The organism is Gallaecimonas sp. GXIMD4217, from assembly GCF_038087665.1.
In the GTDB taxonomy this organism is placed as follows: domain Bacteria; phylum Pseudomonadota; class Gammaproteobacteria; order Enterobacterales; family Gallaecimonadaceae; genus Gallaecimonas.
Window position 1 is genome coordinate 1,499,643 of record NZ_CP149925.1, and the last position, 25,339, is coordinate 1,524,981.

At 66.1% G+C, this 25,339-nt stretch carries 21 protein-coding genes and 1 riboswitch; of the genes, 9 read left to right on the forward strand and 12 right to left on the reverse strand.

What is annotated here, in order from left to right; genetic code table 11:
- The first annotated feature begins 26 nt into the window (after positions 1 to 26).
- Positions 27 to 1,613 (forward strand): hypothetical protein, encoded by a 1,587-nt coding sequence (locus WDB71_RS07400; protein ID WP_341504005.1) that lies wholly within the window; start codon positions 27 to 29, stop codon positions 1,611 to 1,613.
- On the opposite strand, the gene WDB71_RS07405 is transcribed toward WDB71_RS07400, so the two are convergent.
- On the reverse strand, positions 1,610 to 1,900 hold the full coding sequence (locus WDB71_RS07405) for a winged helix-turn-helix domain-containing protein (protein WP_341504006.1): 291 nt from the start codon (positions 1,898 to 1,900) through the stop codon (positions 1,610 to 1,612). The genes WDB71_RS07400 and WDB71_RS07405 overlap by 4 nt on opposite strands.
- Before the next feature lie 51 nt (positions 1,901 to 1,951).
- Entirely contained in the window at positions 1,952 to 2,545 is a 594-nt protein-coding gene (gene cobO / locus WDB71_RS07410; RefSeq protein WP_341504008.1) for a cob(I)yrinic acid a,c-diamide adenosyltransferase, read from the reverse strand.
- Between the two features lie 69 nt (positions 2,546 to 2,614).
- Here cobO and metH point away from each other — a divergent pair, with 69 nt between their 5' ends.
- A complete protein-coding gene (gene metH / locus WDB71_RS07415; protein WP_341504009.1) occupies positions 2,615 to 6,271 on the forward strand; it encodes a methionine synthase in 3,657 nt (1,218 codons plus the stop codon).
- A gap of 81 nt (positions 6,272 to 6,352) precedes the next feature.
- On the opposite strand, the gene WDB71_RS07420 is transcribed toward metH, so the two are convergent.
- Positions 6,353 to 6,958: a YdeI/OmpD-associated family protein gene (locus tag WDB71_RS07420; protein ID WP_341504010.1), complete on the reverse strand. Its 606-nt coding sequence runs from the start codon at positions 6,956 to 6,958 to the stop codon at positions 6,353 to 6,355.
- A gap of 120 nt (positions 6,959 to 7,078) precedes the next feature.
- Positions 7,079 to 7,486, reverse strand: coding sequence for a GFA family protein (locus WDB71_RS07425; protein WP_341504011.1), 408 nt, complete (start codon positions 7,484 to 7,486; stop codon positions 7,079 to 7,081).
- Positions 7,487 to 7,690: 204 nt separating this feature from the next.
- On the opposite strand from WDB71_RS07425, the gene WDB71_RS07430 reads away from it, so the two are divergent.
- Positions 7,691 to 8,281, forward strand: a complete 591-nt coding sequence (locus tag WDB71_RS07430; protein ID WP_341504013.1) for an NAD(P)H-dependent oxidoreductase — start codon at positions 7,691 to 7,693, stop codon at positions 8,279 to 8,281.
- Between the two features lie 89 nt (positions 8,282 to 8,370).
- Here WDB71_RS07430 and WDB71_RS07435 read toward each other — a convergent pair whose 3' ends face one another.
- Positions 8,371 to 8,853, reverse strand: a complete 483-nt coding sequence (locus tag WDB71_RS07435; protein WP_341504015.1) for a GNAT family N-acetyltransferase — start codon at positions 8,851 to 8,853, stop codon at positions 8,371 to 8,373.
- 172 nt (positions 8,854 to 9,025) lie between these two features.
- Here WDB71_RS07435 and WDB71_RS07440 point away from each other — a divergent pair, with 172 nt between their 5' ends.
- The 4 genes from WDB71_RS07440 to WDB71_RS07455 all read left to right on the forward strand — a co-directional run bounded on the left by WDB71_RS07440 (position 9,026) and on the right by WDB71_RS07455 (position 15,225).
- Entirely contained in the window at positions 9,026 to 10,147 is a 1,122-nt protein-coding gene (locus WDB71_RS07440) for an efflux RND transporter periplasmic adaptor subunit (protein WP_341504017.1), read from the forward strand.
- Position 10,148: 1 nt separating this feature from the next.
- Positions 10,149 to 13,289: an efflux RND transporter permease subunit gene (locus tag WDB71_RS07445; RefSeq protein ID WP_341504019.1), complete on the forward strand. Its 3,141-nt coding sequence runs from the start codon at positions 10,149 to 10,151 to the stop codon at positions 13,287 to 13,289.
- Positions 13,290 to 13,430: 141 nt separating this feature from the next.
- Positions 13,431 to 13,805, forward strand: coding sequence for a BlaI/MecI/CopY family transcriptional regulator (locus tag WDB71_RS07450; RefSeq protein ID WP_341504020.1), 375 nt, complete (start codon positions 13,431 to 13,433; stop codon positions 13,803 to 13,805).
- Complete coding sequence (locus tag WDB71_RS07455; protein ID WP_341504021.1) at positions 13,798 to 15,225, forward strand: M23/M56 family metallopeptidase; 1,428 nt, start codon at positions 13,798 to 13,800, stop codon at positions 15,223 to 15,225. Before WDB71_RS07450 ends, WDB71_RS07455 begins: the two co-directional genes overlap by 8 nt.
- Positions 15,226 to 15,253: 28 nt before the next feature.
- On the opposite strand, the gene WDB71_RS07460 is transcribed toward WDB71_RS07455, so the two are convergent.
- A complete protein-coding gene (locus WDB71_RS07460) occupies positions 15,254 to 15,763 on the reverse strand; it encodes a DUF6580 family putative transport protein (RefSeq protein ID WP_341504022.1) in 510 nt (169 codons plus the stop codon).
- Between the two features lie 14 nt (positions 15,764 to 15,777).
- Positions 15,778 to 17,697, reverse strand: a complete 1,920-nt coding sequence (locus WDB71_RS07465) for a TonB-dependent receptor (protein ID WP_341504024.1) — start codon at positions 17,695 to 17,697, stop codon at positions 15,778 to 15,780.
- A gap of 89 nt (positions 17,698 to 17,786) precedes the next feature.
- Positions 17,787 to 17,968, reverse strand: a riboswitch (cobalamin riboswitch).
- Between the two features lie 157 nt (positions 17,969 to 18,125).
- Here WDB71_RS07465 and WDB71_RS07470 point away from each other — a divergent pair.
- Positions 18,126 to 19,262, forward strand: coding sequence for a hypothetical protein (locus tag WDB71_RS07470; protein ID WP_341504026.1), 1,137 nt, complete (start codon positions 18,126 to 18,128; stop codon positions 19,260 to 19,262).
- Positions 19,263 to 19,341: 79 nt separating this feature from the next.
- On the opposite strand, the gene WDB71_RS07475 is transcribed toward WDB71_RS07470, so the two are convergent.
- Entirely contained in the window at positions 19,342 to 19,950 is a 609-nt protein-coding gene (locus tag WDB71_RS07475) for a YitT family protein (protein WP_341504027.1), read from the reverse strand.
- Between the two features lie 322 nt (positions 19,951 to 20,272).
- On the opposite strand from WDB71_RS07475, the gene WDB71_RS07480 reads away from it, so the two are divergent.
- Positions 20,273 to 21,853 (forward strand): BCCT family transporter, encoded by a 1,581-nt coding sequence (locus tag WDB71_RS07480; protein ID WP_341504028.1) that lies wholly within the window; start codon positions 20,273 to 20,275, stop codon positions 21,851 to 21,853.
- 49 nt (positions 21,854 to 21,902) lie between these two features.
- Here the strand turns inward: WDB71_RS07480 and WDB71_RS07485 are convergent, their stop codons facing one another.
- The 4 genes from WDB71_RS07485 to WDB71_RS07500 all read right to left on the reverse strand — a co-directional run bounded on the left by WDB71_RS07485 (position 21,903) and on the right by WDB71_RS07500 (position 25,300).
- Positions 21,903 to 22,601: a 3'-5' exonuclease gene (locus tag WDB71_RS07485; RefSeq protein ID WP_341504029.1), complete on the reverse strand. Its 699-nt coding sequence runs from the start codon at positions 22,599 to 22,601 to the stop codon at positions 21,903 to 21,905.
- Positions 22,601 to 24,496 carry a DUF294 nucleotidyltransferase-like domain-containing protein gene (locus WDB71_RS07490; protein WP_341504030.1) on the reverse strand — a complete coding sequence of 632 codons (1,896 nt, stop codon included), beginning with the start codon at positions 24,494 to 24,496 and terminating at the stop codon, positions 22,601 to 22,603. Before WDB71_RS07490 ends, WDB71_RS07485 begins: the two co-directional genes overlap by 1 nt.
- Positions 24,497 to 24,570: 74 nt before the next feature.
- Positions 24,571 to 24,951 carry a VOC family protein gene (locus WDB71_RS07495; RefSeq protein ID WP_341504031.1) on the reverse strand — a complete coding sequence of 127 codons (381 nt, stop codon included), beginning with the start codon at positions 24,949 to 24,951 and terminating at the stop codon, positions 24,571 to 24,573.
- Positions 24,952 to 24,964: 13 nt separating this feature from the next.
- Positions 24,965 to 25,300, reverse strand: coding sequence for a hypothetical protein (locus tag WDB71_RS07500; protein ID WP_341504032.1), 336 nt, complete (start codon positions 25,298 to 25,300; stop codon positions 24,965 to 24,967).
- Positions 25,301 to 25,339 lie beyond the last annotated feature (39 nt).

The following is a 25,339-nucleotide window of genomic DNA, read 5'->3' on the forward strand; positions in this document are numbered from 1 at the left end:
TCCCGCCCCTGCCATGGAGGAAGGCCATGAAACTTGCTTATCCGCTGCTCCTTGTTCCGGCCCTGGCCCTGGCTGGCGCCGATTTCGGCGCCGACCTCGGCCAGGTCGAACTTAAGTCAAGCTGCACCAAGCCGGCCCAGGCCGAGCTTGCCGAAGGCCTGGCGCTGCTGCACCACATGACCTACGAGGGCGCCAAGCCCCGCTTCGAAAAGGCCGCGGTGCTGGATCCCAACTGCGCCCTGGCCTATTGGGGCCAGGCCATGGCGCTGGTGCACCCGCTCTGGTCCGATCCGCCCGACGCCACTGAGTACGCCCAGGGCCAGCAGCTGGTCGCCAAGGCCCGCCAGGCCGAGAAGCAGGACGACAGGGAAAAGGCCATGGTGGCGGCCCTGGCCGCCTACTTCGAGGGCCAGCGCCAGGACAGCGAAAAGCCCCACCTCAAGGCCTTTGCCGCCGCTTGGCGCCAGGCCCATGAGGCCTTCCCCGACGACGTGGAGGTAGCCGCCTTCACCGCCCTCAGCCACCTGGCCCTGGCCGATCCCGGTGACAAGTCGTATCGGGTGCAGCTTCAAAGCGGTGCCATGGCCGAAAAGCTGCTGGCGGGGCATCCCAGGCATCCGGGCGCCCACCACTACCTGATCCACAGTTACGACTATCCGCCCCTGGCCGAGAAGGCGGTGGCGGCGTCCCGCAGCTATGGCGCCATAGCCCCGGCCGTGCCCCATGCCCTGCACATGCCCACCCATATCTTCACCCGCCTGGGCCTGTGGCAGGACGTGATCGACATGAACCAGCTGTCCGCCAAGGCGGCCCTGGCCCACCCGGCCGGTAACAAGGTGTCGCTCCATTACCTGCACGCCCTGGATTACCAGGCCTACGGCTACCTGCAAAAGGGCAGGGACGATCTGGCCCGGGCCATCCAGGACAAGATGGACGCCATCGGCGATCCCATCCAGCCCCATGTGGCGTCCGCCTATGCCCTGGCCGGTATTCCCGCCCGCAGGGCCCTGGAAAGCCAAAGCTGGGCCGAGGCGGCCGGGCTCAAGGCCCGCCAGCCGGCCGGTTTCCCCTGGGACCGCTTCCCGGCCATGGAGGCCATCAGCCATTTCGCCGTTGCGATGGGAGCGGCCCGTGCCGGCCAGCCGGAAAAGGCCCAGGCCGCCCTCAAGGCGTTGGAGCGGCTGCAGGGCCTGGAAAGATCCCCCTACTGGGCCAAGCAGGCGCAGATCCAGCTGCTCAGCGCCCGGGCCTGGGCCGCCTACGAAGGTGGTGACGAGGACAAGGGGCTGGCCTTGATGCAGGAGGCGGCGGCACTGGAGGCCGGCACCGAGAAGCACCCGGTGACCCCGGGGGAGATCCTGCCGGCCCGGGAGCTGCTGGCGGACATGCTGCTGGACATGGACAGGTTCCAGGAGGCCCTGGCGGCCTACGAGCTGGCCCTGAAACGCAGTCCCAACCGCTTCAACAGCCTGTTCGGTGCCGCCGTGGCCGCCCAGCAGCTGGGTGAGGACGACAAGGCCAGGGGCTATTACCGACAGCTTGTGGAGTTGGCCGGCGACAGCCGCCGGGCGGCGGTGTCTGTGGCCAGGGCCGTCCTCAAGGGCGAGGACTAGGCCAGCACCGCCTTGACGTCGTCCAGGTGGGCGGCTATCCAGTCGCCCTTGATGGGGCCCCAGTCCAGGATCCGGTAATGGCCCTGGTTGTGGCGGGCCCCCTCGCTCTGCTCGAAGCCGCAGCGCACGCCGATCTCCTCCAGGCTCTTGAGGGTGTCCTGGACGGTGCGCCTGGGCATGCCGGTGGCCTCCATGATGGCCGGCACGGTATTGATGCCGGAAGCGATGAGGTGGCAGAAGTAGTAGCGGCGGAAGGTGGCGGTCTGGGTACGGCTGATGGCGGTCATATCATTGAGTTCATTTGATTTTTTACCAGCTTAGCATCGACGGCCCGGCCGCTACCAGTCCAGGCCCCGGCGCGCCTTGATGCCGGCGTCGAAGGCGTGCCTGACCGCCTTCATCTCGGTGACGGTATCGGCCAGCTCCAGCAGCCGGCGGTGGGCGCCGCGGCCGGTGACGATCACGCTCATCTGCGCCGGCCGGCCCTTGATGGCGGCCAGCACCTCGTCCAGGTCCAGGTAGCCGTAGCTGAGCATGTAGGTGAGCTCGTCCAGCACCACCAGGCTCAGACTCGCATCGGCCAGGAAGGCCCTGGCCTGTTGCCAGACCGCCCGGGCGGCTTGGGTGTCGGCCTCCCTGTCCTGGGTGTCCCAGGTGAAACCTGTGGCCATCACCGCGAAGGGCACGCCCTGGCTTTCCAGTAGATCACGCTCGCCGCATTCCCAGCCGCCCTTGATGAACTGCGCCGCCGCGCCCTTTAGGCCGTGGCCCACCGCCCGGCACAAGGTGCCGAAGGCGGCCGTGCTCTTGCCCTTGCCGTTGCCGGTGAACACCAGCAGGGTGCCGCGCTCGGTCTGGGCCCCGGCAATGCGCTGGTCCACCTTTTCTTTCAGGCGCTGCTGGCGGGCCTGGTGCCTTTGCTGATCACTCATCTTTATTGCTCAAATCCTGCTTTTGGGTATTATGGCCGTCTAAACGTATAAAAGTCCAAAAGGTGTGCCATGTCCCACTGCGTCCTCCAAGCCGAACTCAGCCGTCGTATCCTGGTGCTGGACGGGGCCATGGGCACCATGATCCAGGGCCATGAGCTGGAGGAAGCGGACTTCCGTGGCGACAGGTTCAGGGATTGGCCGGTGGATCTCAAGGGTAACAACGATCTGCTCTGCCTGACCCGGCCGGACGTGATCCAGGCCATCCACCGCCAGTATCTGGAGGCGGGCGCCGACATCATCGAGACCAACTCCTTCAACGCCACCCCCATCGCCATGGCCGACTACCGCATGGAGTCCCTGTCCCGGGAGATCAACCTGGTGTCGGCGCAGTTGGCCCGGGCGGCGGCCGACCAGGTGGCGGCGGAAACCGGCGTGCCGCGTTTCGTGGCCGGGGTGCTGGGCCCCACCAACAGGACCTGCTCCATCAGCCCGGACGTCAACGACCCCGGCTTTCGCAACATCGACTTCGACACCCTGGTCACGGCCTACACCGAATCGGCCGAGGCGCTGCTCGAGGGTGGCGCCGACATCCTGATGGTGGAGACCATCTTCGACACCCTCAACGCCAAGGCGGCGCTGTTCGCCATAGACGCCCTGTTCGAGCGCCTGGGCAAGCGCTGGCCGGTGATGATCTCCGGCACCATCACCGACGCCTCCGGCCGCACCCTGACCGGCCAGACCACAGAAGCCTTCTTCAACTCCCTGCGCCATATCCGGCCGCTGTCGGTGGGCCTGAACTGCGCCCTGGGCCCCAGGGAGCTGGCGCCTTACCTGGAGGAGCTGGCCCGCATCGCCGACTGCCGGGTATCGGCACACCCCAACGCCGGCCTGCCCAACGAGTTCGGCGGCTACGACGAAACCCCGGCCCAGATGGTGGAGTTCATCGGCCGCTGGGCCAGGGACGGCTGGCTCAACATAGTGGGCGGCTGCTGCGGCACCACCCCAGAGCATATCCGCGCCTTCGCCAAGGCGGTCGAGGGCGTGGCGCCGCGCCCGGTGCCGGACATTCCCATCCAGTGCCGGCTGTCGGGCCTGGAGCCCTGCAACATAGGCCAGGACAGCCTGTTCGTGAACGTGGGCGAGCGCACCAACGTCACCGGCTCGGCGCGCTTCTTAAAACTCATCAAGAGCGGCGATTACGACACAGCTCTGGAGGTGGCCCGCCAGCAGGTGGAGGCGGGGGCCCAGATCATCGACATCAACATGGACGAGGGCATGCTCGACGCCCGCCAGGCCATGGTGCGCTTCTTGAACCTGATCGCCGCCGAGCCCGACATCAGCCGGGTGCCGATCATGATCGACTCCAGCAAATGGCACGCCATAGAGGCCGGCCTCAAGTGCATCCAGGGCAAGGGCATCGTCAACTCCATCTCCTTGAAGGAAGGGGAGCAGGCCTTCATCGACCAGGCCAGACTGGTGCGCCGCTATGGCGCCGCCGTGGTGGTGATGGCCTTCGACGAGGACGGCCAGGCCGACAGCTACCAGCGCAAGGTGGCCATCTGCAGCCGCGCCTACCAGGTGCTGGTGGACCAGGTGGGCTTTCCGCCCGAGGACATCATCTTCGACCCCAACATCTTCGCCGTGGCCACCGGTATCGAAGAGCACAACGACTACGGCGTGGCCTTTATCGAGGCCTGCCGCACCATTCGCGAGACGCTGCCCCACGCCCTGCTGTCCGGCGGCGTGTCCAACGTCAGCTTCTCGTTCCGTGGCAACAACCCGGTGCGCGAGGCCATCCACGCCGTGTTCCTGTACCACGCCATTCGCGCCGGCCTCGGCATGGGCATCGTCAACGCCGGCCAGCTGGCCATCTACGACGACATCGACCTGAGGCTGCGCGAGGCGGTGGAAGACGTGGTGCTGAACCGCCGCCCGGACGCCACCGAACGGCTGCTGGCCCTGGCCGACCACTACCGGGGCGACGGCGCCGAGCAGCAGGCCGAGCAGCAGGCCTGGCGGGACTGGCCGGTGGCCAAGCGCCTGGAGCACGCCCTGGTAAAGGGCCTTACCGACCATATCGAGGCCGATACCGAGGAAGCCAGGCTGGCCGCCAAGCGGCCCCTGGACGTGATCGAAGGGCCGCTCATGGACGGCATGAACGTGGTGGGGGATCTGTTCGGGGCCGGCAAGATGTTCCTGCCCCAGGTGGTGAAGTCGGCCCGGGTGATGAAGCGGGCCGTGGTCCACCTGACCCCCTATATCGAGGCCGAGAAGGAGGAAGGCCAGTCCAACGGCACCGTGATCATGGCCACCGTCAAGGGCGACGTGCACGACATCGGCAAGAACATCGTCGGCGTGGTGCTGCAGTGCAACGGCTTCAAGGTGGTGGATCTGGGCGTGATGGTGCCGGTGGAGAAGATCATCGCCGCGGCCATCGAACACAGGGCCGACGTCATCGGCCTGTCCGGCCTCATCACCCCGTCGCTGGACGAGATGATCCACAACGTCAAGGCCTTCAACAAGGCCGGCCTGGCGCTGCCGGTGATCATCGGCGGCGCCACCACCTCCCGCATCCATACCGCGGTGAAGATAGCGCCCCATTACCAGCACGGCGCCCTCTACGTGGCCGACGCCTCCAAGGCGGTGCCCGTGGTGACCCGGCTGGTGGGCAAGGGCCGGCAGGCCCTGGTGGAGCTGGAATACGAGGAATACCGGCTGATGCGCGAAAAGCGCGCAGCCCAGGGCCGGCGCAAGGCGCTGGTACCCCTGGCGGATGCCCGCTTGAACAAGGTGCAGACCGACTGGCAGGGCTACCGGCCCTGCGTGCCCAAGCGCCTTGGCGTGCAGGTGTTCGACGACTACCCGCTGACCGACCTCATCGAGCGCATCGACTGGACGCCGTTCTTTCGCAGCTGGGAGCTGCACGGCCGCTACCCGGACATCCTCAAGAGTCCCACCGTCGGCGTGGAGGCCAGGGAGCTGTTCGACAACGCCCAGACCATGCTGGCGAAGATAGTGGACGAGCAATGGCTGACCGCCCGGGCCGTCATCGGCCTGTTCCCGGCCAACAGCGCCGATGACGACGATATCGAGCTGGAAACGGATGAGGGGCCGGTGAGGCTGCACATGCTGCGCCAGCAGCTGGAGCGGGCCGGCAACCACAACTTCTGCCTGGCCGACTTCGTGGCCCCCAAGGGGACGGTACAGGACCATATGGGCGCCTTCGCCGTCACCGCCGGCATCGGCATCGAGCCCCATGTGGCGCGCTTCGAACAGGCCGGCGACGACTACAGCGCCATCATGCTCAAGGCGTTGGCCGACCGCCTGGCCGAGGCCTTCGCCGAGCGCATGCACGAGCGGGTGCGCAAGGAATTCTGGGGCTATGCGGCGGACGAGGAACTCGACAACGAGGCGCTGATCCGCGAGCGCTACCGCGGCATCCGCCCCGCCCCCGGCTACCCGGCCTGCCCGGATCACACCGAGAAGGGCACCTTGTGGCAGTTATTGAAGCCCGATCAGCACATCGGTCTCAACATCACCGACAGCTTCGCCATGTACCCCACGGCGGCGGTGTCCGGCTGGTACTTCGCCCATCCCCAGTCCCGCTACTTCGGGGTGGCGGAGATAGAGCGGGATCAGGTGGCCGACTACGCCAGGCGCAAGGGCTGGACCCTGGAGGAAGCCGAAAAGTGGCTGGCGCCAAACCTGGGTTATGATCCGGAATAGGCTCAACGACCATAAAAAACGGCATCGCCAAAAGGTGATGCCGTTTCATCAATGGCGAGGCCAGATAACGGGCCCTTGGTTTTAGCGGTCGCTAAGGCCCTTGCCGGCCAGGATCTGCGGTATGCATTTCTCGACCCGGGCGGCCCTGGTGCTGGACTGCTTGGCGCCTTGGATATGGAGGTAGTAGGCGCGCTGGCGGCCCGGTGTCAGGGCGTGGAAGGCCTCGGCCAGGGCCGGGTCGTCGTCCAGGCGCGCAAGCAGCTCCTCGGGCATCGGGAATTCCTCGATGGCCTTGAAATCGACCCTGGTGCCGGCCTTCTCCACCTCGATGGCGTCGCGGATGTACTGCTTCAGAGTGCCTTCCAGCTTGGCGACCTGAGCTACATCGGTGAAGGGAATGCGCCTTGCCCCCTGGGTGTTCTCGCCGGGCTTTTCCAGCAGGCCCTGGGGATCCGGCAGCAGGGCCCCCTTGGTGAACAGCAGCGCGCAGCTGTCCTTGAAGCCCTGCAATATCACCACGTTGCCGCCCTGGAAGCTGTAGCAGGGCTTGCCCCATTTAAGCTCCTCGGTGAGCCCGCAATCCAGGGCGATGGCCCTCAGCGCTTCAAGCTCTCGCTGCCAGCGGCTGGTCCTGCCGATATAGCCATCGACCTTGGGATTGAGACGGGTATTGATGTCCTGGTTCATATGGAACTCCTTTTCCTGTTTAAGTGTCGGCGGTTGCCCGCCCTTAGCCGGTGTTGTTTGATAGCTGGCTCTGCTGCAGTGGTCACCAATGCCAGGCAGTAAGTCTAGCCTGCCTATTTGTTAGGCTGGGGAGCCCGGCAACCGGGGGATGTCTTCCAACTCACTGTCCCAGCTTGCCTTGCTGGCGCAAAAGATATGGGCATTGGGCCTGATGGTCACTTCATCGTCCAGGCTGCCGGCCGGCACCACCAGCAGCTGCCCGTTCATCTGGGTGTTGGGCAGGGCCGAGCCGCACCGGCAGCAGAAGCTCTTCAGGTGCCGGGTATCGGGCAGCCGGTAGGTCCGTACCTTGTCCCGGCCGGACAGCCAGCTCAGCCGGGCTGTGGTTGAGAACAGGTTGGCGGCGTGGGCCGAGCCGGTGTCCTTCTGGCAATGGCCACAGTGGCACAGGAAAAAATGCTGGAAGTCGCCCTCGATTTGGAAGGTCACGTCGCCGCAAAGGCAGGAGCCACCGGTCGTCTTGCTCATCTCTACCGTTCCTTCTGTTTCTTCTTCCCAGGCGGAGCCTCTGCCGGCCACGGGTGCCGATAGGCTTCTATCCTTCGTCAAAAAGCCATGTATGGCAAGCGGTTAGGTGACGCCATCCGCCCCCGGCCAACGGGAGGGGCCGTCTGCCGGCTGCTACACTTCGCCAGGGCAAGCCTTCATCCCCTTCGACAGGAGAGACACCCCATGGCAATCAAGATAGTCACTATCTGCGGCAGCGTACGGCCCGGCAACTACACCCAGATGGCGCTGAACCTGGCCATAGACGAGCTGAACAAGCACCCAGACGTGGAGGTGACCAGCATCGACCTTAGGGAGCTGGACATGCCGCTGCCCGGCCTGCCGGCCAGCAAGCCAGGGGCCATCCAGGCCTTCCAGGAGACGGTCAGCGAGGCCACAGGTGTGCTGCTGGCCTCCCCCGAATACCACGGCGGCATTGCCAGCCCCATGAAGCTGGCCATCGACAACCTGGGCTTTCCCAGCAAGCTGGCCGGCAAGCCGGTGTCCATCCTCGGGGTGGCGGCCGGGGTCATCGGCGCCATCAAGTCCAGCGAGCAGCTCAGGGCCATCTGCGCCCATGTGGGCGCGGTGCCGCTGCCGCTGGCGGTGTCCATCCCCCATGTGCAGCAGGTGTTCGACGAAAGCGGCCACTGTAACGACGAGGCCGCCGAAGGTTTTATCCGCCGCAGCGCCACCAGCCTTATCGACTACATCAACAACCATATCTGCCCCAGGATCAGCCTGGAGGCCATCATGCGGGAGAGGGAGTCGGAGTAGGGCGTCGCCGACAGGGCGGCCTAATAACGCCCGTAGCGCAGAAAGGCCAAGCGCAACAAGGACAATGGCTTAGTAAAGTTGCCCTGGCGTTAGGCCAGTGTGAGCCGAAACAGGCCGGAGGGCTCCCGGACAAAGCCCCGACTCTGGAAGAAGGCGATGGCCCTGGGGTTCTGGTCATCGACATCCGCCAGCAGCTGCCTGAGACCCTGGGCCCGGGCGTGGGCGACCATGGCGGCCAGGGCCTCACTCATCAGCCCCTGGCGCCAGTAAGGGGAGCCCAGCAGGCAGCCGAATTCGGCGGCGTTGCCCTCGGCGTTGAAGCTGTGCAGGCCGCAGGTACCGATCAGGCGACCACTGGCGCGCTCTTCCAGCCCCCATTCCAGGGAAACACCCAAGAGGTGCAATCGGGCCACGCTGCTGAGCAGCTGGTCGACCATGGCCGGCTCGGTGAAGACGGGATCGGCGGCAAAGGCCATGGTCCTGGCGTCGCCGTAGACGGCGAACAGATCGGCCCTGTCGCTTGCCTTCAGGGCGCGCAGGGTGAGCCTTGGCGTTGTCAGTGTCGGTAGCATGGGTGCCAGTCTCCATTGCCGGTTTTTCCCGCAGGCCTCGGCCCTTAACTTATTCACAATTGGCCTTGGCAACAAGGGCTTGTGGCGCCCTGGTTGGCGTCTTGGCTGCCTGGCCCACTGCTACACTTCGGCTACGGCTTTGCTTTGCCGGTGCAGGGCGTTCGGGGGCTTAATGGTCAGAAAACTGCTTTGGGCATGTCTGGGGCTGGCATTGGCGGCGGCCCTGGGGGCCGGCCTTTGGGCCATCAAGCTGGGCCAGTTCCAGGCCATGGCCCAGGCCGAAGCCAACCAGCAGTTCCCGCCCACAGTGGTGAACGTGGCCGAAGTCAGGCAGGAGCGCTGGCAGCCCAAGGTGGAGGCGGTGGGCTCGGTGAGCGCCGTGCAGGGGGCGCTGCTGCGCACCGAGGCCGAGGGCCAGGTGGAGCGGATCGCCTTCGAGGCCGGGGCCTGGGTCCAGGCCGGTGACGAGCTGCTGCGCCTGGACAGGGATGTGGAGCTGGCCCAGCTGCAGGAGGCCCAGGCCGCCGCCGAGCTGGCCCGGCTGTCGCTCAAGCGGGCCCGGGAGCTGCGCCAAAGCAGCAGCGTCTCCCAGGGCGATCTGGACGCGGCCCTGGCCAATGTGCGCCAGACCCGGGCCCAGGTGGCGCTCATCCAGGCGCTGATCGACAAGAAGACCCTCAGGGCGCCCTTTGCCGGCCGGCTCGGCATCCGCCGCATCAGCGTCGGCCAGTTCCTCGACAAGGGCAGCCCGGTGGTGTCGCTGCAGGCCCTGGACCCCGTCTACGTGGATTTTTCCTTGCCCCAGCAGCGGCTCAGCGAGCTGGCCCGGGGCCTGGCGGTGGAGGTAAGCTCGGACGCCTATCCGGAGCAGCTGTTCTCAGGCGTGATCTCCGCCTTCAACCCGGACGTGGACGCGGCCACCCGCACGGTGCGGGTCCAGGCCACCCTGGCCAATCCGGACGGTCGGCTCAGGCCCGGCATGTTCGTGTCGGTGGCCATGGTGCTGGAGCGCAGCAGCCAGGTGCTGCTGATCCCGGCCACGGCCGTACAGCACGGTCCCTATGGCGATGTCGTGTTCCTGGTGGAGGAGGGCGAGCAGGGCCTGGTGCTGCGCCAGCAGCTGGTGCGCCTGGGGGCGCGCCGCGGCGATTTCGTGGTGGTGGTCGAGGGCCTGAGCCAGGGCCAGCAGCTGGTGTCCACCGGGGTGTTCAAGCTGCGCGGCGGCATGCCGGTGGTCATCGACAACAGCCTGGCCCCCGACTTCCAGCTCCAGCCCAGCCCGGGAAACAGCTGAGATGAGGGCCTTCACCGACATCTTCGTGCGCCGCCCGGTGCTGGCCCTGGTGGTGAACATCATCATCGTCATCGCCGGTCTGCAGGCCTGGAACAGCCTGAGCGTGCGCCAGTATCCGCGCTCCGAGAACGCCTCTGTCACCGTGGCCACCCCCTATGTGGGCGCCAGCGCCGAGGTGGTGCGGGGCTTCGTCACCACCGAAATTGAAGGCGCCATCGCCGCGGCCGACGGCATCGACTACGTGGAGTCCAAGAGCCTGCTGGGGCTGTCGCTGGTCACGGCGCGGCTGGAGCTCAACTACGAGCCCACCAAGGCCCTGGCCGACGTCACCGCCAAGGTCAACCAGGTGCGCAACCAGCTGCCGCCGGAGGCGGAGCTGCCGGCCATCAGCGTGCAGTCGGCGGATTCCGAATTCGCCGCCGCCTACCTGAGCTTTTCCTCCCAGAGCCTGTCCCAGAGCGAGATCACCGACTACCTGGTGCGGGTGGTCCAGCCGAGGCTGGCGGCCCTGGACGGGGTGCAGCGGGTGGAGATCTACGGCGCCCGCACCTTCGCCATGCGTATCTGGCTGAAGCCCGAGCGCCTGGCGGCGCTGAACATCAGCCCGGCCCAGATCAGCGCCGCCCTGGCCGCCAACAACTTCCTGTCCGCTGTGGGCAGCACCAAGGGCGCCATGGTGCAGACCTACCTGACCACCAACACCGACTTGCACACCGCCGAGCAGTTCCAGAGGCTGGTGGTGCGCCAGGACAACGACACCCTGGTGCGCCTGGAAGACGTGGCCCAGGTGGAGCTGGGCGCCGAGGATTACGACACCGAGGTCAGCTTCAACGGCCAGACCGCGGTGTTCATGGGTATCTTCCCGCTGCCCAACAGCAACACCATCGAGGTGATCCAGGGGGTGCGCCAGGATCTGGAGGCCATCAAGGCCGATCTGCCGCCTGGCCTGGAGGCGGCCATCGGCTACGACGCCTCCGAGTACATCCAGAACGCCATCCACGAGGTGGTGGGCACCCTGATCGACACCCTCAGCATAGTGGTGGTGGTGATCTTCCTGTTCCTGGGGTCGGTGCGCTCGGTGCTGGTGCCGGTGCTGGCCATACCGGTATCGCTGATCGGCGCCGTGTTCCTGATGCAGCTGTTCGGCTTCACCCTCAACCTGTTGACCCTGCTGGCCATAGTGCTGTCGGTGGGCCTGGTGGTGGACGACGCCATCGTGGTGGTGGAGAACGTGGAGCGCCACCTGCGCGAGGGCCGCACCCCCAGGGAGGCGGCGCTGATCGGCGCCCGCGAGCTGGTGGGGCCCGTCATCGCCATGACCCTGACCCTGGCCGCCGTCTACACCCCCATCGGCCTGCAGGGGGGCCTGACCGGGGCCCTGTTCCGGGAGTTCGCCCTGACCCTGGCCGGGGCCGTGACCATCTCCGGCATCGTGGCGCTGACCTTGTCGCCCATGATGAGTGCCAAGCTGCTCAGAAGCGCCGAGAAGGAGGAGCGGGGCCTGACCGGCTGGGTCAACCACAGGTTCGACAGGCTGCGCGCCGGCTACGGGCGCCTGCTGGCGCGGACCCTCAGGCACCGCCCGGCGGTGTACGCCTTCTGGGCGGCGCTCAGCCTGCTGGTGGTGCCCATGTACCAGCTGTCGCCCAAGGAGCTGGCGCCGCTGGAGGATCAGGGTTTCATGTTCGGCATCATCAACAACGCCGCCAATGCCTCGGCGGACCAGAAGATCCACTTCGGCAAGGCGGCGGAAAAGGTGTTCCTGAACGCTCCGGAGCGGGAGCTGACCTTCCAGATTTTGCTGTCGCCCACGGACCCCTTCGCCGCCGCCCTGGGAGTGGGCGGCTTTTCCGGCATGGTGGTCAAGCCCTGGCAGCAGCGGGACAGATCCGTGGCCCAGATCGTGCCCGATATGCAGGCCCAGCTCTCGGCCATTCCCGGCCTGCAGATCTTCGTGGCCCAGCCGGCGGCGCTGCCGGGGGGCTCCAACTTCCCGGTGGAGTTCATCATCGCCAGCACCGCCGAGCCCGAGCAGATGCTGGCCTTTGCCGAGCAGCTGCAGCTCAGGGCCATGCAGAGCGGCGTGTTCTACTTCCCGCCGGAGATCGATCTCAAGATCGATCAGCCCCAGTCGGAGATCGTCCTCGACCACCAGAAGGTGGCGGCCCTGGGTCTGACCAACCGGCAGCTGGGCATGGATCTGGGGGCGGCCCTGGGCGGGGACTATGTCAACAGATTCAACATCCAGGGCCGGGCCTACAAGGTGATCCCGCAGCTGGTGCGGGCCCAGCGGCTCACCCCGGAGCAGCTCCAGGACATCTATGTCAGCGGCCCGGCCGGCCAGCTGGTGCCGCTGGGCACGGTGGCGACCCTGCAAAGCGATACGGTGCCGCGCTCCCTGAACCGCTTCCAGCAACTCAACGCCATCAAGCTGTCCGGCATGACCGCCCGGGTGGACGAGGGGCTGAAGGTGCTGGAGCAGGCCGCCGCCGAGCTGCTGCCGGCGGACTACACCGTCAACTACACCGGCGAGTCACGGCAGCTGCGCACCGAGGGGGGCAAGTTCCTGCCGGCGCTGGGCCTGGCCATACTGATGATCTTCCTGGTGCTGGCGGTGCAGTTCGACTCCTTCCGGGATCCCCTGGTGATCCTGCTGGGCTCGGTGCCCCTGGCCATGTTCGGGGCCCTGGTGTTCACCAGTCTGAAGATGCCCAACCCGGATCTGCCGTTCTGGACCGACGGCTGGACCACCACCATGAACATCTACGCCCAGGTGGGCCTGGTGACCCTGGTGGGGCTGGTGTCCAAGAACGGCATCCTGATCGTCGAATTCGCCAACAAGCTCCAAGAGCAGGGCCAGGCCAAGCTGGATGCCATCCGCGAGGCGGCCATGACCCGGCTGAGGCCGGTGCTGATGACCTCGGTGGCTACCGTGGCCGGCCACTTCCCGCTGACCCTGGTGGAAGGCCCGGGTGCCGCCGCCCGCAACGCCATCGGCCTGGTGCTGGTGGGGGGCATGGCCATCGGCACCCTGTTCACCCTGCTGGTGGTGCCGTCCCTCTACATGCTGCTGGCCAGGCAGCACCGGCACGACGACGGCCAGGGTGCTAAGGCCCCAGAAAGTCCAGCACCCGTTCGTTGAAGGCGGCCGCCTGCTCGAAGTTGGCCATGGCATGTCTCCAAAACCCTTTTTGCTCAATGTAGTAGCCAATGTTGGCGACAGGGGTTGCATGCATGCGACTAGTGTCGCATGATAATCCCAACAGTCACACGGCAGACCCTTATGAAGCAGCAACCCTCGGCGTCGGAGCTGGCCATACTCAAGGCCCTCTGGCAGCAGTCCCCCCTCAGCGCCCGCGAGATCCATCAGCAGATCGAAGCACAGCTGGGCTGGTCCTATTCCTCCACCCGCAAGACCCTGGACCGCATGCAGGACAAGGACCTGTTGCAGGCCTTCGAGGTGCACGGCCTCAAGGTGTTCGAGGCCAGGGCGGACAAGGTGTACACCCTGGCCGCCTATGCCCGGGATTTTGCCGAGCGGGTGCTGGAGATCAAGGGGCCGGTGCCGGCGTCCTTCTTTGCCGGCAGCGAGCTTTTGAGCGACGCCGAACTCAAGGAGCTGGAGGCCCTGCTGGCCAAGGAGGGCGAAGATGAATGAGTGGCTTGCCCAGCTGGCCCTGTCCAGCCTGATCTCCCTGGTCGTTGGGGCCCTGCTGTTGGGCATGCTGCTGGTGCTGGCCGGCCGCCTGGCCTGGCTGAACAGCTGGCGCGAGCCCTGGCTGGCCGCTGCCGTGCTGAGCTTCGCCGCCTTCTGGCTGGGCTTCCTGCCGGCCCTGGCGCAGGCGCCGGCCATCGAGCTGAGCCTGCCGGTGCTGACGGCGCCGGCCAAGGCCGGCCCGGTCGCCGCCGAACTGGCTGCGGGCGGCACAGATGAGGCCCTCTCCTGGCAGTGGTTGCTGCCGGCCTGGGGGTTGATCTGGGCCCTGGGGGCCGCCGCCTGCCTGGGCAGGTTGCTGCTGGGCCATGGGCGGCTGAACAGGCTGGTCGGGCAGGGCAAGGCGCTGCCAGCCGGAGGCGAGCTGGCCCAACACCTGGGGGTAAGGAACGCGCCCTTGGGGCTGCGGCTGGTGCTGGTGGAGGCGCCGGTGTCGCCCTTCGCCATGGCCTTGCCGAGGCCCACCCTGGTACTGAGCCGCTGGGCGCTTAACAACCTGAACCTGGCGCAGATCCGCCTGGTGGTGCGCCACGAGCTGGTGCACCTGCAAAGGTGCGATCCCCTGGCGGTGCTGGGCCTGCAGGCAATGGCGGCGCTGCTGTGGTTCAACTGGCCGCTGCGGGCACTGGCACGCAGGGCGGTGGACGCCCTGGAGCAGGGCTGTGATGAACAGGTACTGAGTAACGAAAACCCGAATGGGCGAAGGGCCTACGCAGAGGCAATGCTGAAGACCCTTCGCCAAACCGCGACAGCTCACGGCAATGATCCTGTCGCGGCCTTCTCAACGCAAAACAAGAGGAGCTTTACCTTGAGAATCCGTCATATTCTGACCGGCAAAGAAGGCGCCCGCAAGGGCTGCAACAAGGCAACCTGGTCTTTGACCCTGGCCGGCGGCGTGCTGCTGCTGGGCCTGCAGCCGCAACTGGCCCTGGCCGGCAAGGCCGGCGTGGAAGCCTTTGTCAGCCCGCTGCCCGATGCCAGGGTCACCTCCAGCTTCGGCATGCGGCCCTGGCCCTTCAAGGACGGGCAGCACAAGAAGCAGCGCCTGCACAAGGGCATCGACCTGGGCGCGCCCAGGGGCACCAAGGTGCAGGTACCGGCAGCCGGTGTGGTCACCTTCTCCGGCAGCAAGGGCGCCAGTGGCGAGGTGGTGGTCATCGACCACGGCAACGGCATGGAAACCCTCTACGCTCACCTGGACAAGCGCCTGGTGGACAAGGGCGAGCAGGTGGGCCAGGGCCAGATCCTCGGCCTGGTGGGCAGCACCGGCAAGGCCACGGGCCCCCACCTGCACTGGGAGCTGCGCCAGGACGGCCAGGTCGTGGATCCGGCCAGCCAGGTGCCGGTGCTGGCCAAGCAGTAAAGTAAAAAGGCGCCCTAGGGCGCCTTTTTTACTGGGCTCTGAGCCTGGGGAACTGCCGCTCCAGGGCGTGGAAGCCGCCGAACAGCAGCGCCGTGAAGAACAGGTTGCCCAGCAGGCTCTGCTGGAAGAACGGCAGGCCGGCGCTGAGGGACTGCATCAGTCCCTCGATACCGGCAGGGTAATAGCTGCCCACCAGCCAGACGCCGGTGTTGGTGATCAGGAAGAACGCCACTGAGCCGGCCAGGCAGGCGCCCAGCACCGGCAGCGCCTTGATGTGGCCCTTGAGCAGCCAGCCCAGGGCCGTGGTCAGCATCAGGGCCCCGTACACGAAGGCCATGGTGTCGTGAAAGCCCAGCACCCAATCGCTTGCCACCATGGCCAGCACGGGTACCGCCAGGCCCAGGGTGCGGGAGCCGAAGTGGGCGCCGGCGAAGAGGGCCATGGCGGCCACCGGCGACACGTTCCAGGGGTGGGGCAGCACCCGGTACAGGGCGCACAGGGCAATGATGGCGAGCAGGCTGGCAAGGCGCGGGTTCATGGCGTTCTCCTGGTTCAGAATTGATAGCCTAGCGTGATCCGGGCGCGGCGACCATCACCGGGATAGCCGTTGTCCTCGCCCCAGGGGTTGAATACCGCCAGGCTCAGATGGTCCTCGTCCAGCAGGTTGTCGATGCGGGCGCTCAGCCACCAGCTTTCGCCCTGGTAGTGGGCGGACAGGGCGAACAGGCCGTAGGCCTCGGCCTTGTCGGCGCTGTTGCCGTCGTCACCGCTCAGGTACTGGCTGCCCCGGTACTGGTAGTCCAGGCGCAGCGACAGGGCGTCCAGCAGCTGCCAGGCGGCCCAGGCGCTGCCGCTGTGGCGGGATACCCAGGGCAGGGTCTTGCCGGCGTTGTCGCCGCTGCGCAGCTTGGCGTCCACATAGCTGTAGTCCAGGCCCCAGCTGAGGACCTCGAAACCGTGCTGCCACTGGGCGTTGAGGCCGCGGCGGCGGGATTGATCCCGGTTGACGTTGGCACCGGGGAAGAGGCCGCCTGCGGGGGCCGGGGCCTTGGGATCAAAGACGATCTCGTCCTTGAGCTCCAGCTGGTAGGCGCTGAGGCGCAGCGTCTGGCCGTCCAGCTGCCATTGCAGGCCGGCTTCCACGGACTCGCCGGTCTGGGGCTTGAGGCCGACGGTGCCGGCCGGGGTGTAGGCCTGCTCGTCCAGCTTGGCGAAGCGGAAGCTGCTTTCCAGGCGCAGGAAGGCGCGGTAGGCGTCATTGAGCCGGTAGTCCAGGCCCAGCTCCCAGGCGCTGGCGTCCTCGTCCAGCTCGACGCCGCCGGGGTAGCTGAGGGGATCGGTCAGTTCGTCTTCCACTTCGGCATGGCGGCCACCGGCCACCAGGCTCAGCTTGTCGCTGGCCTGCCACCTGGCCTGACCATAGAGGGCCCACTGGCGCTGGCGGTTGCGCCGGGCCAGCAGGCCGTCTTCATAGTCGCCGTCCAGCCAGTCCAGGCCCCAGAGCAGCGACAGGGCGCCGAGGTCGTGCACCAGGCGCGGATTGACACTGAGCAGCTTCTCCTCGCGGCTGAAGGGGGCGTCCACCGGCCAGTTCAGGAAGCTCTGGTTGGCGCGGCTGTCCCTGTGCCTGTGACTGGCGTCCAGCAGCAGTTGGCTGTGCTCGGCCAACTGCTCCCGGCCATTGAGCTGCCAGGCACGGCTCTGGAAGTGGATGAAGTCCTTGGCGAATTCCGCTCGGCTGGCCTTGGGGTCGGCCTCGGCTTCGGCGAGGGGCAGGGGGCCAGGCTGGTCGCGGTCGTCATCCTGGAAGTCAAAGCCCAGGCGCCAGCCCCGCTGCGCGCTTTCGAAGCCGGCCAGGGCCGACAGGGCCAGGCTGTCGCTTTCGCTGTGCTGGCGATAGCCGTCGTCCTGGTGCCAGTCGAGGCCGCCCTCCAGGTAGAAGCCGCGGTCCAGGCCCAGGCGGCCCTGGCCGCTCAGGCCCTGTTCGGCGTCGCTGCCCAGGCTGGCGCTGAGGCTGGCTCTGTCGCGGCCCTGGGTGATGATGTTGATGACGCCGCCCACGGCCTGATCGCCGTAGAGCACGCCGGCGCTGCCCTGGAGCACTTCGATGCGCTTGATCTGGCCAAGCGGCAGGCCCGCCAGTTTGGGCCCCTGCAGGCTGATGCTGTTGAGGCGGCGGCCGTCGACCAGCACCAGCACGTTGCTGCCGGCCTGCTCCGGGCCCAGGCCGCGCAGGGCCAGCACCGGGCCGGCGCCGCTGTCGGCAACCTGGATCCCGGCCCGGCCGCGCAGCAGCTCGGCCAGGCTGCCGGCGCCACTTTGGCGGATCTCGTCTTCCAGGATCAGGGTGACGGCGCCGGTCAGGGCCTGCTGGGGCAGGGGCTGGCGGCCGATAACGGTGATGGTTTCATTGGCCTGGGCCAGGGCCGGCAGCAATGCCAACAGGGTCAGGCTCGTCTTGGTTCTACCCATACTTGTACCTACAAGTGATGGGGGCAAAAACATTACCACAGCGGGGCGGGGATGCCCTCAGGCCGAACCCGCACCTTGCCCACCGAAGTGCGCGGGTTTTCTTTCCTGGCCGGTCTCCGGACTGAGAGGGATGGCCGCGCCCTTGGCCTTCCCGCCCTTGGGGGCAGTGGCATATCAAGGGGCGCCCTCATCACCGTTGCGGGGGCAGTGCCGGGCTTGCACCGGCTTCCCGATTCTCCCCAGCTGGGGCACCAGAAAAAAAGGCAATCAATAGAATAGCTTGGTTAAAGCCGGGCCAGTGTAGGGATTTTTGATTGGGATGTCCAGACGGCCAAAAGGCGAGGTGGAGTGTATGGAAAGGTAAAGCCTGGGACCGGGCCGGCGGCGGCGGGGTCTTATCTAACAGGCCCCTGACGGAGGATGACGCCATGTTCCGGCTCAACCTGCTCACCACCTTGATCTGCGCCGCTCTGGCGGCGGGCCCGGTGCTGGCCAAGAACGAACGTCCGCAACGGGTTCGGGATGACCGGGCGGCCCACCAGATCCACAAGCAACAGCAGCTCCATCGCCAGCAGCAGAAGGCCGCCAGCCAGCAGCGCCATCAATTCAAGGCGCAAAAATGGCAGGCAAAACGCCACAGCAAGGCCAGCCACAGGCCGCGCCGGGCAGGTGACGGCCGCAAGGGGGGCATCATCCACCGCCATGGCCAGGCCAAGGTCCAGCAGTTAAAACAGCAGCAGCGCAAGGCCAGCCACAGGCCACGCCGGGCAGATGACGGCCGCAAGGGGGTGATAAGCAGCCGCCATGGCCAATTCAAGGCCAAGCAGTTCAACCAGCAGCAGCGTAAGGCCAGCCACAGGCCGCGCCGGGTCGATGACGGCCGCAAGGGGGTGATAAGCAGCCGCCACGGCCAGTTCAAGGCCAGGCAGTTCAACAAGCAGCAGCGCAAGGCCAGCCACAGGCCGCGCCGGGTCGATGACAGCCGTAAGGGGGTGATAAGTAGCCGCCACGGCCAGTTCAAGGCCAGGCAGTTCGACAAGCAGCAGCGTAAGGCCGGCCACAGGCATCATCGCAGCCATGGCTTCGACGGTCGCCATGACAAGGTGCATCGCTTCAATCGCCACCATGACAGGCTCAAGCACAAAGTGAGCCGGGGCCATCACAGGGGTTGGTACCACAACAAGGCCCTGCACAGCGGCCACCACAAGGGACGGCTGCATAAGCGCCGTTACCATGGCTACCACTACCATGGCCATTTCTATCCCAGCAGCGGCCTGTTCGTGCGCTACGCGCCCTTCGGTGCCAGCCGCATCGTCATCGGTGGCGTGGTGCACTTCGTCTGGGGCCACACCTACTACCGCTGGCGCCCCAGCTACCACCGCTACGAGATCATCTACGTGGGCGATCCCGACTACGGCGACTTCTACCTGGCGCCCGGCACCGTCGTCGATGAGCTGCCCGAGGACGCCTATGCGGTGTACCGGGACGGGGTGCTCTACTACAAGTACAGAGGCATCTACTTCCTGCCGCTGGCAGAAGGCGGCTATGTGGTGGTGGCCTTTTGATGGCAACTCAATGAACTTGTAGGCCTTTTACTTGGCGGGGCCCAGCCTGCTGGGCCTTTTCCTGGCCCTGGCCAGCGGCTCAGCAGGAGCTGGCCAGGTAGCGGCCCGGCTTGTGGTTGGCCATCAGCACCAGGTTCATCATCACCGCCCCCAGCACCGAGCAGAGCAGCAGCCAGGGGCTGACCACGAAGAAGCCGGCGACGATGATGGCGCTGTCGATGGCCAGCTGCAGCCGGCCGGCGCTGATGCCGAGCTTCTCCTGCAGGTGCAGCACCAGCAGGTTGATGCCGCCGAGGCTGGTCTGGTGGCGGAACAGCATCAGCATGCCGACGCCGATCAGGCCGCCGCCCATCAGCGCGCTGTACAGGGGTGAGATGGCCTCGACCTGCAGCCAGGCCGAGAGGCTGTCGGCCAGCAGCGATACCAGGGAGATGGCGGCGAAGGTCTTGAGGGAGAAGGCCAGGCCTTTCTGGCGAAAGCCCAGATAGAAAAAGGGCAGGTTGAGCAGGAAGAAGGCCTGGCCGAAGGAGCATTCCAGCAGCTGGCTCAGCAGCAGGGCCAGGCCGGCGGTGCCGCCGGTGAGCAGGCCCACCTGCTTGAAGAAGAACACCCCCAGGGACACGAAGGCCGACGCGATCAGCAAGGTGGTGAGGTCATCCCAATGGCTGTGGCGTTGTACGGCGTTCATGGCGCTCCCCCGCTGATAGACCGGCACAGCCTAGCGCCTGTCGTGCTGCTAATCTTTGATCTGGCTCCATAAAAGCATTCCCGGTACCAGAAAGCCGCTGCAGCGTCGGCCATATCGGCATAGGGCGAAGCGTTTGGCTTGCATCGATGGCGGCGAGGGAAGGGCGGGGCTGCAGCGGAGAGGCTTAAGAAAACAATCGCAAAAACAAGGTGATGCTGCCATTGTGGGGGCCGAGGAAAGGGCGGGCAGGCCGGCCGCATGGTTGTGAAATTACGGCAAGATCTTTAGAGTACGTAGCGAAATCCGTCAATAAGAGATCCCGATGAGTCATCATCAAGACAAATACAGTATCGACAGCACCGACTACACGGTCGGTCAGGACAATGTCCAGAAATGGGGTTTCGACGTGCACAACCCGGTATTCGGGGCCAGTGCCGGTCTGATCCTGCTGTTCCTGGTCGCCGTGCTGGTGACCGATCCCGCCACCGCCAAGGCCAGCCTCGATGGCCTGAAATGGAGCATCATCAAGAACTTCGATGCCCTGTTCATGTGGTCCGGCAATATCTTCGTGATCTTCTGCCTGGGCCTGGTGATCTCCCCCTTTGGCCGCATCCGCCTTGGCGGTGCCAACGCCAAGCCCAAACATTCCATGTTGTCCTGGCTGGCCATGCTCTTTGCCGCCGGCATGGGCATCGGCCTGATGTTCTGGGGCGTGGCCGAGCCGGTGGCCTACCTGACCGGCTGGTACGAGACGCCCCTGGGCGTGGCGGCCAACACCGAAGAAGCGGCCCGCATGGCCATGGGCGCCACCATGTACCACTGGGGCCTGCACCCCTGGGCCATCTATGGCGTGGTGGCGCTGTCCCTGGCCTTCTTCTCCTATAACAAGGGCCTGCCGCTGTCGATCCGCTCCATCTTCTACCCGTTGCTGGGCGATCGCGCCTGGGGCTGGGCCGGTCATATCATCGATATACTGGCGGTGCTGGCCACCCTGTTTGGCCTGGCCACCTCCCTGGGCCTGGGGGCCCAGCAGGCGGCGGCTGGCATCGACCATGTGTTCGGCACCGAAAGCGGTCTGAGCCTGCAGATCTGGGTGATCGTCGGCGTCACCGCCCTGGCGGTGATCTCGGTGGTGCGGGGCATCGAGGGCGGCGTCAAGGTGCTCTCCAATGTCAACATGGTGATCGCCTTTGCCCTGCTGGCCTTCGTGGCCCTGCTGGCCTTTGCGGTGTCCATGGGCAACCTGCCCACCACCCTGGGCGCCTACATCGAAAACATCATCCCGCTGTCCAACCCCCATGGCCGCGAAGACGAGGCCTGGTACCAGGGCTGGACGGTGTTCTACTGGGCCTGGTGGATCTCCTGGTCCCCCTTCGTGGGCATGTTTATCGCCCGGGTTTCCGAGGGCCGTACCGTGCGCGAGTTCATCGTCGCCGTGCTGCTGGTGCCGACCCTGGTGACCCTGGTGTGGATGTCGGTGTATGGCGGCATCGCCATCGACCAGGTGCTGAACAAGGTGGGCGCCCTGGGCCAGGACGGCTTGACCTCGGTACCCCTGGCCATGTTCCAGATGTTCGAGCAGCTGCCCATGAGCCAGCTGCTGTCGGTGGTGGCCATAGTGCTGGTGCTGGTGTTCTTCATCACCTCCTCCGATTCCGGCTCCCTGGTGATCGACTCCATCACCGCCGGCGGCAAGATAGACGCGCCCGTGCCCCAGCGCATCTTCTGGGCCACCATCGAAGGCGCCATCGCTGCGGCGCTGCTGTGGATCGGCGGCACCGAGGCCATAGAGGCGCTGCAGGCCGGCGCCATCTCCACCGGCTTGCCGTTCACCCTGGTGTTGATCCTGATGTGCGTGAGCCTGGTGATGGGCATGCGCACCGAGCCCAAGGGCAGCTACTGAAGCGGCGCCCAGGGATGAACAAGCCCGGCCAATTGGCCGGGCTTTTTTGTCAGCTCCACAGCTCGCCCACCGTCACCTCTGGCCTGTGGTGGTAGGCCAGCTGGGCTTGCAGCAGCTCGGCCGTGGCCAGGGCGTCGGTGAGGGCGTGGTGGGCGTGGTAGAAGGGCAGACAATAGCGCTGGCGGCAGTCGGCCAGGCGCAGCGAGCCGATGGGCTTTTTCAGCAGCCGGCCAAGCATGCCCTGGCGGGCCAGGAGGGCGCGCCGCTCCAGGGCCATGGTGTCGATGACCGGGAAATCCAGGCGCTCCTTGAGACGCTTTTGCAACGCCTTGGCCAGGAAGGGCCGCTCTATGTCCTGGCAGTGCACCACCACCAGCTTGCCGGCCAGGGCCTGCAGCAGTTCGTCGAGGATCAGATTGAGGGACGGGGCGCCGGTGACGTCGGAATGGGTGATGCCGTGGATCACCACCGATTCCTCGGCCAGGGGCATGGTGGGCTTGATCAGCCAATGGGCCGACTCCCGGCAGTAGATGCGCTGGCTGGAGAAGGGCACCAGGCCGATGCTGACGATGTCGTCGTGGTCCGGATCCAGGCCGGTGGTTTCGAAGTCCAGGGCCACCAGGGGCGCCGCCGAGATGGGGGTGTCGGCGGCCATCATGCCTTCCCCATAGTAGCGCTGCAGGCGCTCGTCCCTGGCCTGCAGCTGCAGCTCCATGAAGCGTTGTGACCAGGCGTTGCGCTTTGCCATCAGCGTAGCGGCCTGTTGGCGTGGTAGCAGAACTTGAGGTAGGCCTGGGCCTTGTCCAGCACCTGGAAGGCCTCCTTGAGATTGCGCCTTTCGAAGGTGGACAGGTTGTCAGGCTCGATATTGTTGTCGGGCTCCTCGCCGGCGGCGATGTCCAGGGCCTGGTGGCGGATGCGCACCATGGAAATGTATTCCAGGGCGTCGCTGAGATCCTGGGCCTTGCCCGGCGGCAGCAGCTGGGCGCCCTGGATGTCCTCCAGGCGCTCGAAGGAGTTCTGGGCGGTGGAGCCCGCCGCCAGGGCATGGACGCGAATGACGTCGGCCAGGGGGGCGGTGCCGCGGCGCTTGAGGTTGATGGTGTTGCGGTGGCGGCCGTCCTGCTCCATCACGAAGCCCTTGAAAAAGCCCAGCGGCGGCGTGCGGTTGCGGGCGTTGCGGGCCATGTTGGCCAGGAACCTGTTGTTGGCCTTGGCGTTCTTGGCGATGAATTTCTGCAGCTGCTTGGCCCATTCCAGCTTGCCCCAGACCCCGTCCAGGTCGAAGAAGATGGAGCTGTTGAGCAGGGCCTGGGGATCGGGCTCGTTGATCCACTGGCTGAAACGCTCCTTCCACTGCTCCAGGGTCAGGCGCCACTGGGGATTGCTGGCCATGATGCCGCCGTCGCAGTATTTATAGCCGCAGGCGGCCAGGCCGTCGCTGACGAACTTGGCCAGGGCCTGGAAGTAGGTGTCGTGCTGTTCGGCGTTGAAGCTGTTGTCGAGGATCAGGGCGTTGTCCTGATCGGTGACGATAAGCTGCTCGTCCCTGGCCATGGAACCCAGGGCCAGGAAGCAGTAGGGCACCGGCGGCGGCCCCAGCTCGGCTTCCGCCAGCTCCAGCAGCCGCTGCTTGAAGCTGCGGCCGATCACCGCCATGGCCGAGCCTACCATGTGGGAGTTGGCGTCTTCGTTGACCAGGCGTACGAACACCGCCGGCAGCTGCTGGGCATAGCTGGCCAGATCTTCCACCGTCTGCTGGGCGAAAATGCCGCGCACCAGCAGCAGGCTGCTCTGGGACTCGTGGCGGACGATGTCGGACATGGCCAGCATGCCCAGCGGCTGGCCCCGCTGCACCACCGGCAGGTGGTGGATATTGTCCCTGAGCATGGCCAGCATGGCCTCGAACACATAGGCGTTGGCGTCCAGCACCTGGCTGACCGAGCTCATCACCTGTTCGACCGGGGTGGACAGGGGCAGGGCCTCGGCCAGCACCTTGATGCGCAGGTCGCGGTCGGTGAGGATGCCGATGATGGGACTGTCGTCGCCCTCGTCGTCCTTGTCGTGCTGGTAGCCGGGGTCTATGACCAGCAGCGACGAGACCCGCTCCTCGGTCATGGTGATGGCGGCATCCTGCACTGTGGTGCTCTTGTCCACCGTGACCGCCCCCCGGGTCAGCAGCGACTTGACCTTGACCGTGGTCAGATCGTTGCTGTCGGCCTGGTTGGAGACCGCCTGGCGCAGCAACGTCTTGTCCTCGGACTCGAAGAAGTCGGCGAAGGGCTCGAAGCGGTCGCAATAGTCGTTGAACTGGCCGGCGGGGATGCAGTAGATGAGGGTGTCTTCGATGGCCTTGGCCGGGAAGCGCACCCGCCGGTTCATCAACAGTCCCATCTGGCCGAACACGTCCCCCTCGGCCAGGCGGTTGTGCAGCTCGCCGGTACGCCGATAGATCTCCACGGCGCCGGAGCGGATCACGTAGAGATCCTGGATGGGGTCGGCGAACTTGAGGATGTCGGTGCCGGCCCGGAAGTAGGCCACCTCCACCTGGCTGGCCAGGGCCTGCACGGCTTCGTGGGGCAGCTCCTCGAAAGGGGGATGGCCTTCGAGGAAGGCGGCGATTTCCAGTTGTTCGGCTTGCATGGCGGGCCCCTGGGCGGCGTGCACTCTTATGGGCGGAGGCTAGCACGGCAGCGCCGGGGGGACAAAGCTCCCGTTCAGTCTCGCCTTTCCACCCGCCAGGGCGGGTGGAGGCGGTTTTGCCCGGCCCAGTACAGCTTGATCTGGTTGCCGGAGGGGTCGAACAGCACCGCCTCGCGCCACAGGTAGCGCTCGTCCCTGGGCAGCTGGGCGAACTCGATGCCCTTGTCGATAAGCCTCGCCACCAGCGCGTCCAGCTCCCGGTGTTCGAAATAGATGACGGCGCCGTTGTGGAAGTCGTCGTCGCTGAGCCCCAGGGAGAAGCTGGCGCCACCGTCCTCGCATTCGAAGCGGGCATAGTGGGGGGTATCGACGATCTGCAAGAAGCCCAGCCTGCGGTAGAAGGCGGTGGCCTCGGCCATGTCCCTGACCGGCAGGGTGATCTGGTTGAGGTTCATGGTGTCACCTTGATCAGGGCTCGGCTGTGACCTTGACGGCGGAACGCTTGGACAGGGCCAGGATCTCGGGGTAGGTGAGACCGTTGATCCGGGGGCCGACCAGCTCATAGTTGGTGCTGTGCAGGGACTTGTCGGCCAGGAATTGGTAGCCGCTCTTGACGTCAGCAAGCTGGATCCTGAGCAGGGCCATTTGCAGGGCGAACCTTTCCTTCCTGCTCAGGCCCTTGCTGATGGTGGCGATGCCCGCTTCGGTGGATTGCGCCGTGCTGCCGTCGACGCGGAAGTCCCTGTCTACCGTGGTACAGCCCACCAGGGCGACCAGCATTGCGGCAATGGTGAATCTATTCATCTTTCTTCCCTGAAACTTTTGTTTATCAGTATGTTGCCG

Bases quoted from the DNA above. Each gene is read 5' to 3' on its own strand.
- WDB71_RS07455 (WP_341504021.1), top strand. From the start codon at position 13,798: ATGAATGAGTGGCTTGCCCAGCTGGCCCTGTCCAGCCTGATCTCCCTG.
- WDB71_RS07485 (WP_341504029.1), bottom strand. From the start codon at position 22,601: ATGGCAAAGCGCAACGCCTGGTCACAACGCTTCATGGAGCTGCAGCTG.
- WDB71_RS07480 (WP_341504028.1), top strand. From the start codon at position 20,273: ATGAGTCATCATCAAGACAAATACAGTATCGACAGCACCGACTACACG.
- WDB71_RS07430 (WP_341504013.1), top strand. From the start codon at position 7,691: ATGGCAATCAAGATAGTCACTATCTGCGGCAGCGTACGGCCCGGCAAC.
- metH (WP_341504009.1), top strand. From the start codon at position 2,615: ATGTCCCACTGCGTCCTCCAAGCCGAACTCAGCCGTCGTATCCTGGTG.
- WDB71_RS07445 (WP_341504019.1), top strand. From the start codon at position 10,149: ATGAGGGCCTTCACCGACATCTTCGTGCGCCGCCCGGTGCTGGCCCTG.
- WDB71_RS07420 (WP_341504010.1), bottom strand. From the start codon at position 6,958: ATGAACCAGGACATCAATACCCGTCTCAATCCCAAGGTCGATGGCTAT.
- WDB71_RS07470 (WP_341504026.1), top strand. From the start codon at position 18,126: ATGTTCCGGCTCAACCTGCTCACCACCTTGATCTGCGCCGCTCTGGCG.
- WDB71_RS07475 (WP_341504027.1), bottom strand. From the start codon at position 19,950: ATGAACGCCGTACAACGCCACAGCCATTGGGATGACCTCACCACCTTG.
- WDB71_RS07440 (WP_341504017.1), top strand. From the start codon at position 9,026: ATGGTCAGAAAACTGCTTTGGGCATGTCTGGGGCTGGCATTGGCGGCG.
- WDB71_RS07500 (WP_341504032.1), bottom strand. From the start codon at position 25,300: ATGAATAGATTCACCATTGCCGCAATGCTGGTCGCCCTGGTGGGCTGT.
- WDB71_RS07465 (WP_341504024.1), bottom strand. From the start codon at position 17,697: ATGGGTAGAACCAAGACGAGCCTGACCCTGTTGGCATTGCTGCCGGCC.
- WDB71_RS07425 (WP_341504011.1), bottom strand. From the start codon at position 7,486: ATGAGCAAGACGACCGGTGGCTCCTGCCTTTGCGGCGACGTGACCTTC.
- WDB71_RS07400 (WP_341504005.1), top strand. From the start codon at position 27: ATGAAACTTGCTTATCCGCTGCTCCTTGTTCCGGCCCTGGCCCTGGCT.
- WDB71_RS07405 (WP_341504006.1), bottom strand. From the start codon at position 1,900: ATGACCGCCATCAGCCGTACCCAGACCGCCACCTTCCGCCGCTACTAC.
- WDB71_RS07490 (WP_341504030.1), bottom strand. From the start codon at position 24,496: ATGCAAGCCGAACAACTGGAAATCGCCGCCTTCCTCGAAGGCCATCCC.
- cobO (WP_341504008.1), bottom strand. From the start codon at position 2,545: ATGAGTGATCAGCAAAGGCACCAGGCCCGCCAGCAGCGCCTGAAAGAA.
- WDB71_RS07435 (WP_341504015.1), bottom strand. From the start codon at position 8,853: ATGCTACCGACACTGACAACGCCAAGGCTCACCCTGCGCGCCCTGAAG.
- WDB71_RS07495 (WP_341504031.1), bottom strand. From the start codon at position 24,951: ATGAACCTCAACCAGATCACCCTGCCGGTCAGGGACATGGCCGAGGCC.
- WDB71_RS07450 (WP_341504020.1), top strand. From the start codon at position 13,431: ATGAAGCAGCAACCCTCGGCGTCGGAGCTGGCCATACTCAAGGCCCTC.
- WDB71_RS07460 (WP_341504022.1), bottom strand. From the start codon at position 15,763: ATGAACCCGCGCCTTGCCAGCCTGCTCGCCATCATTGCCCTGTGCGCC.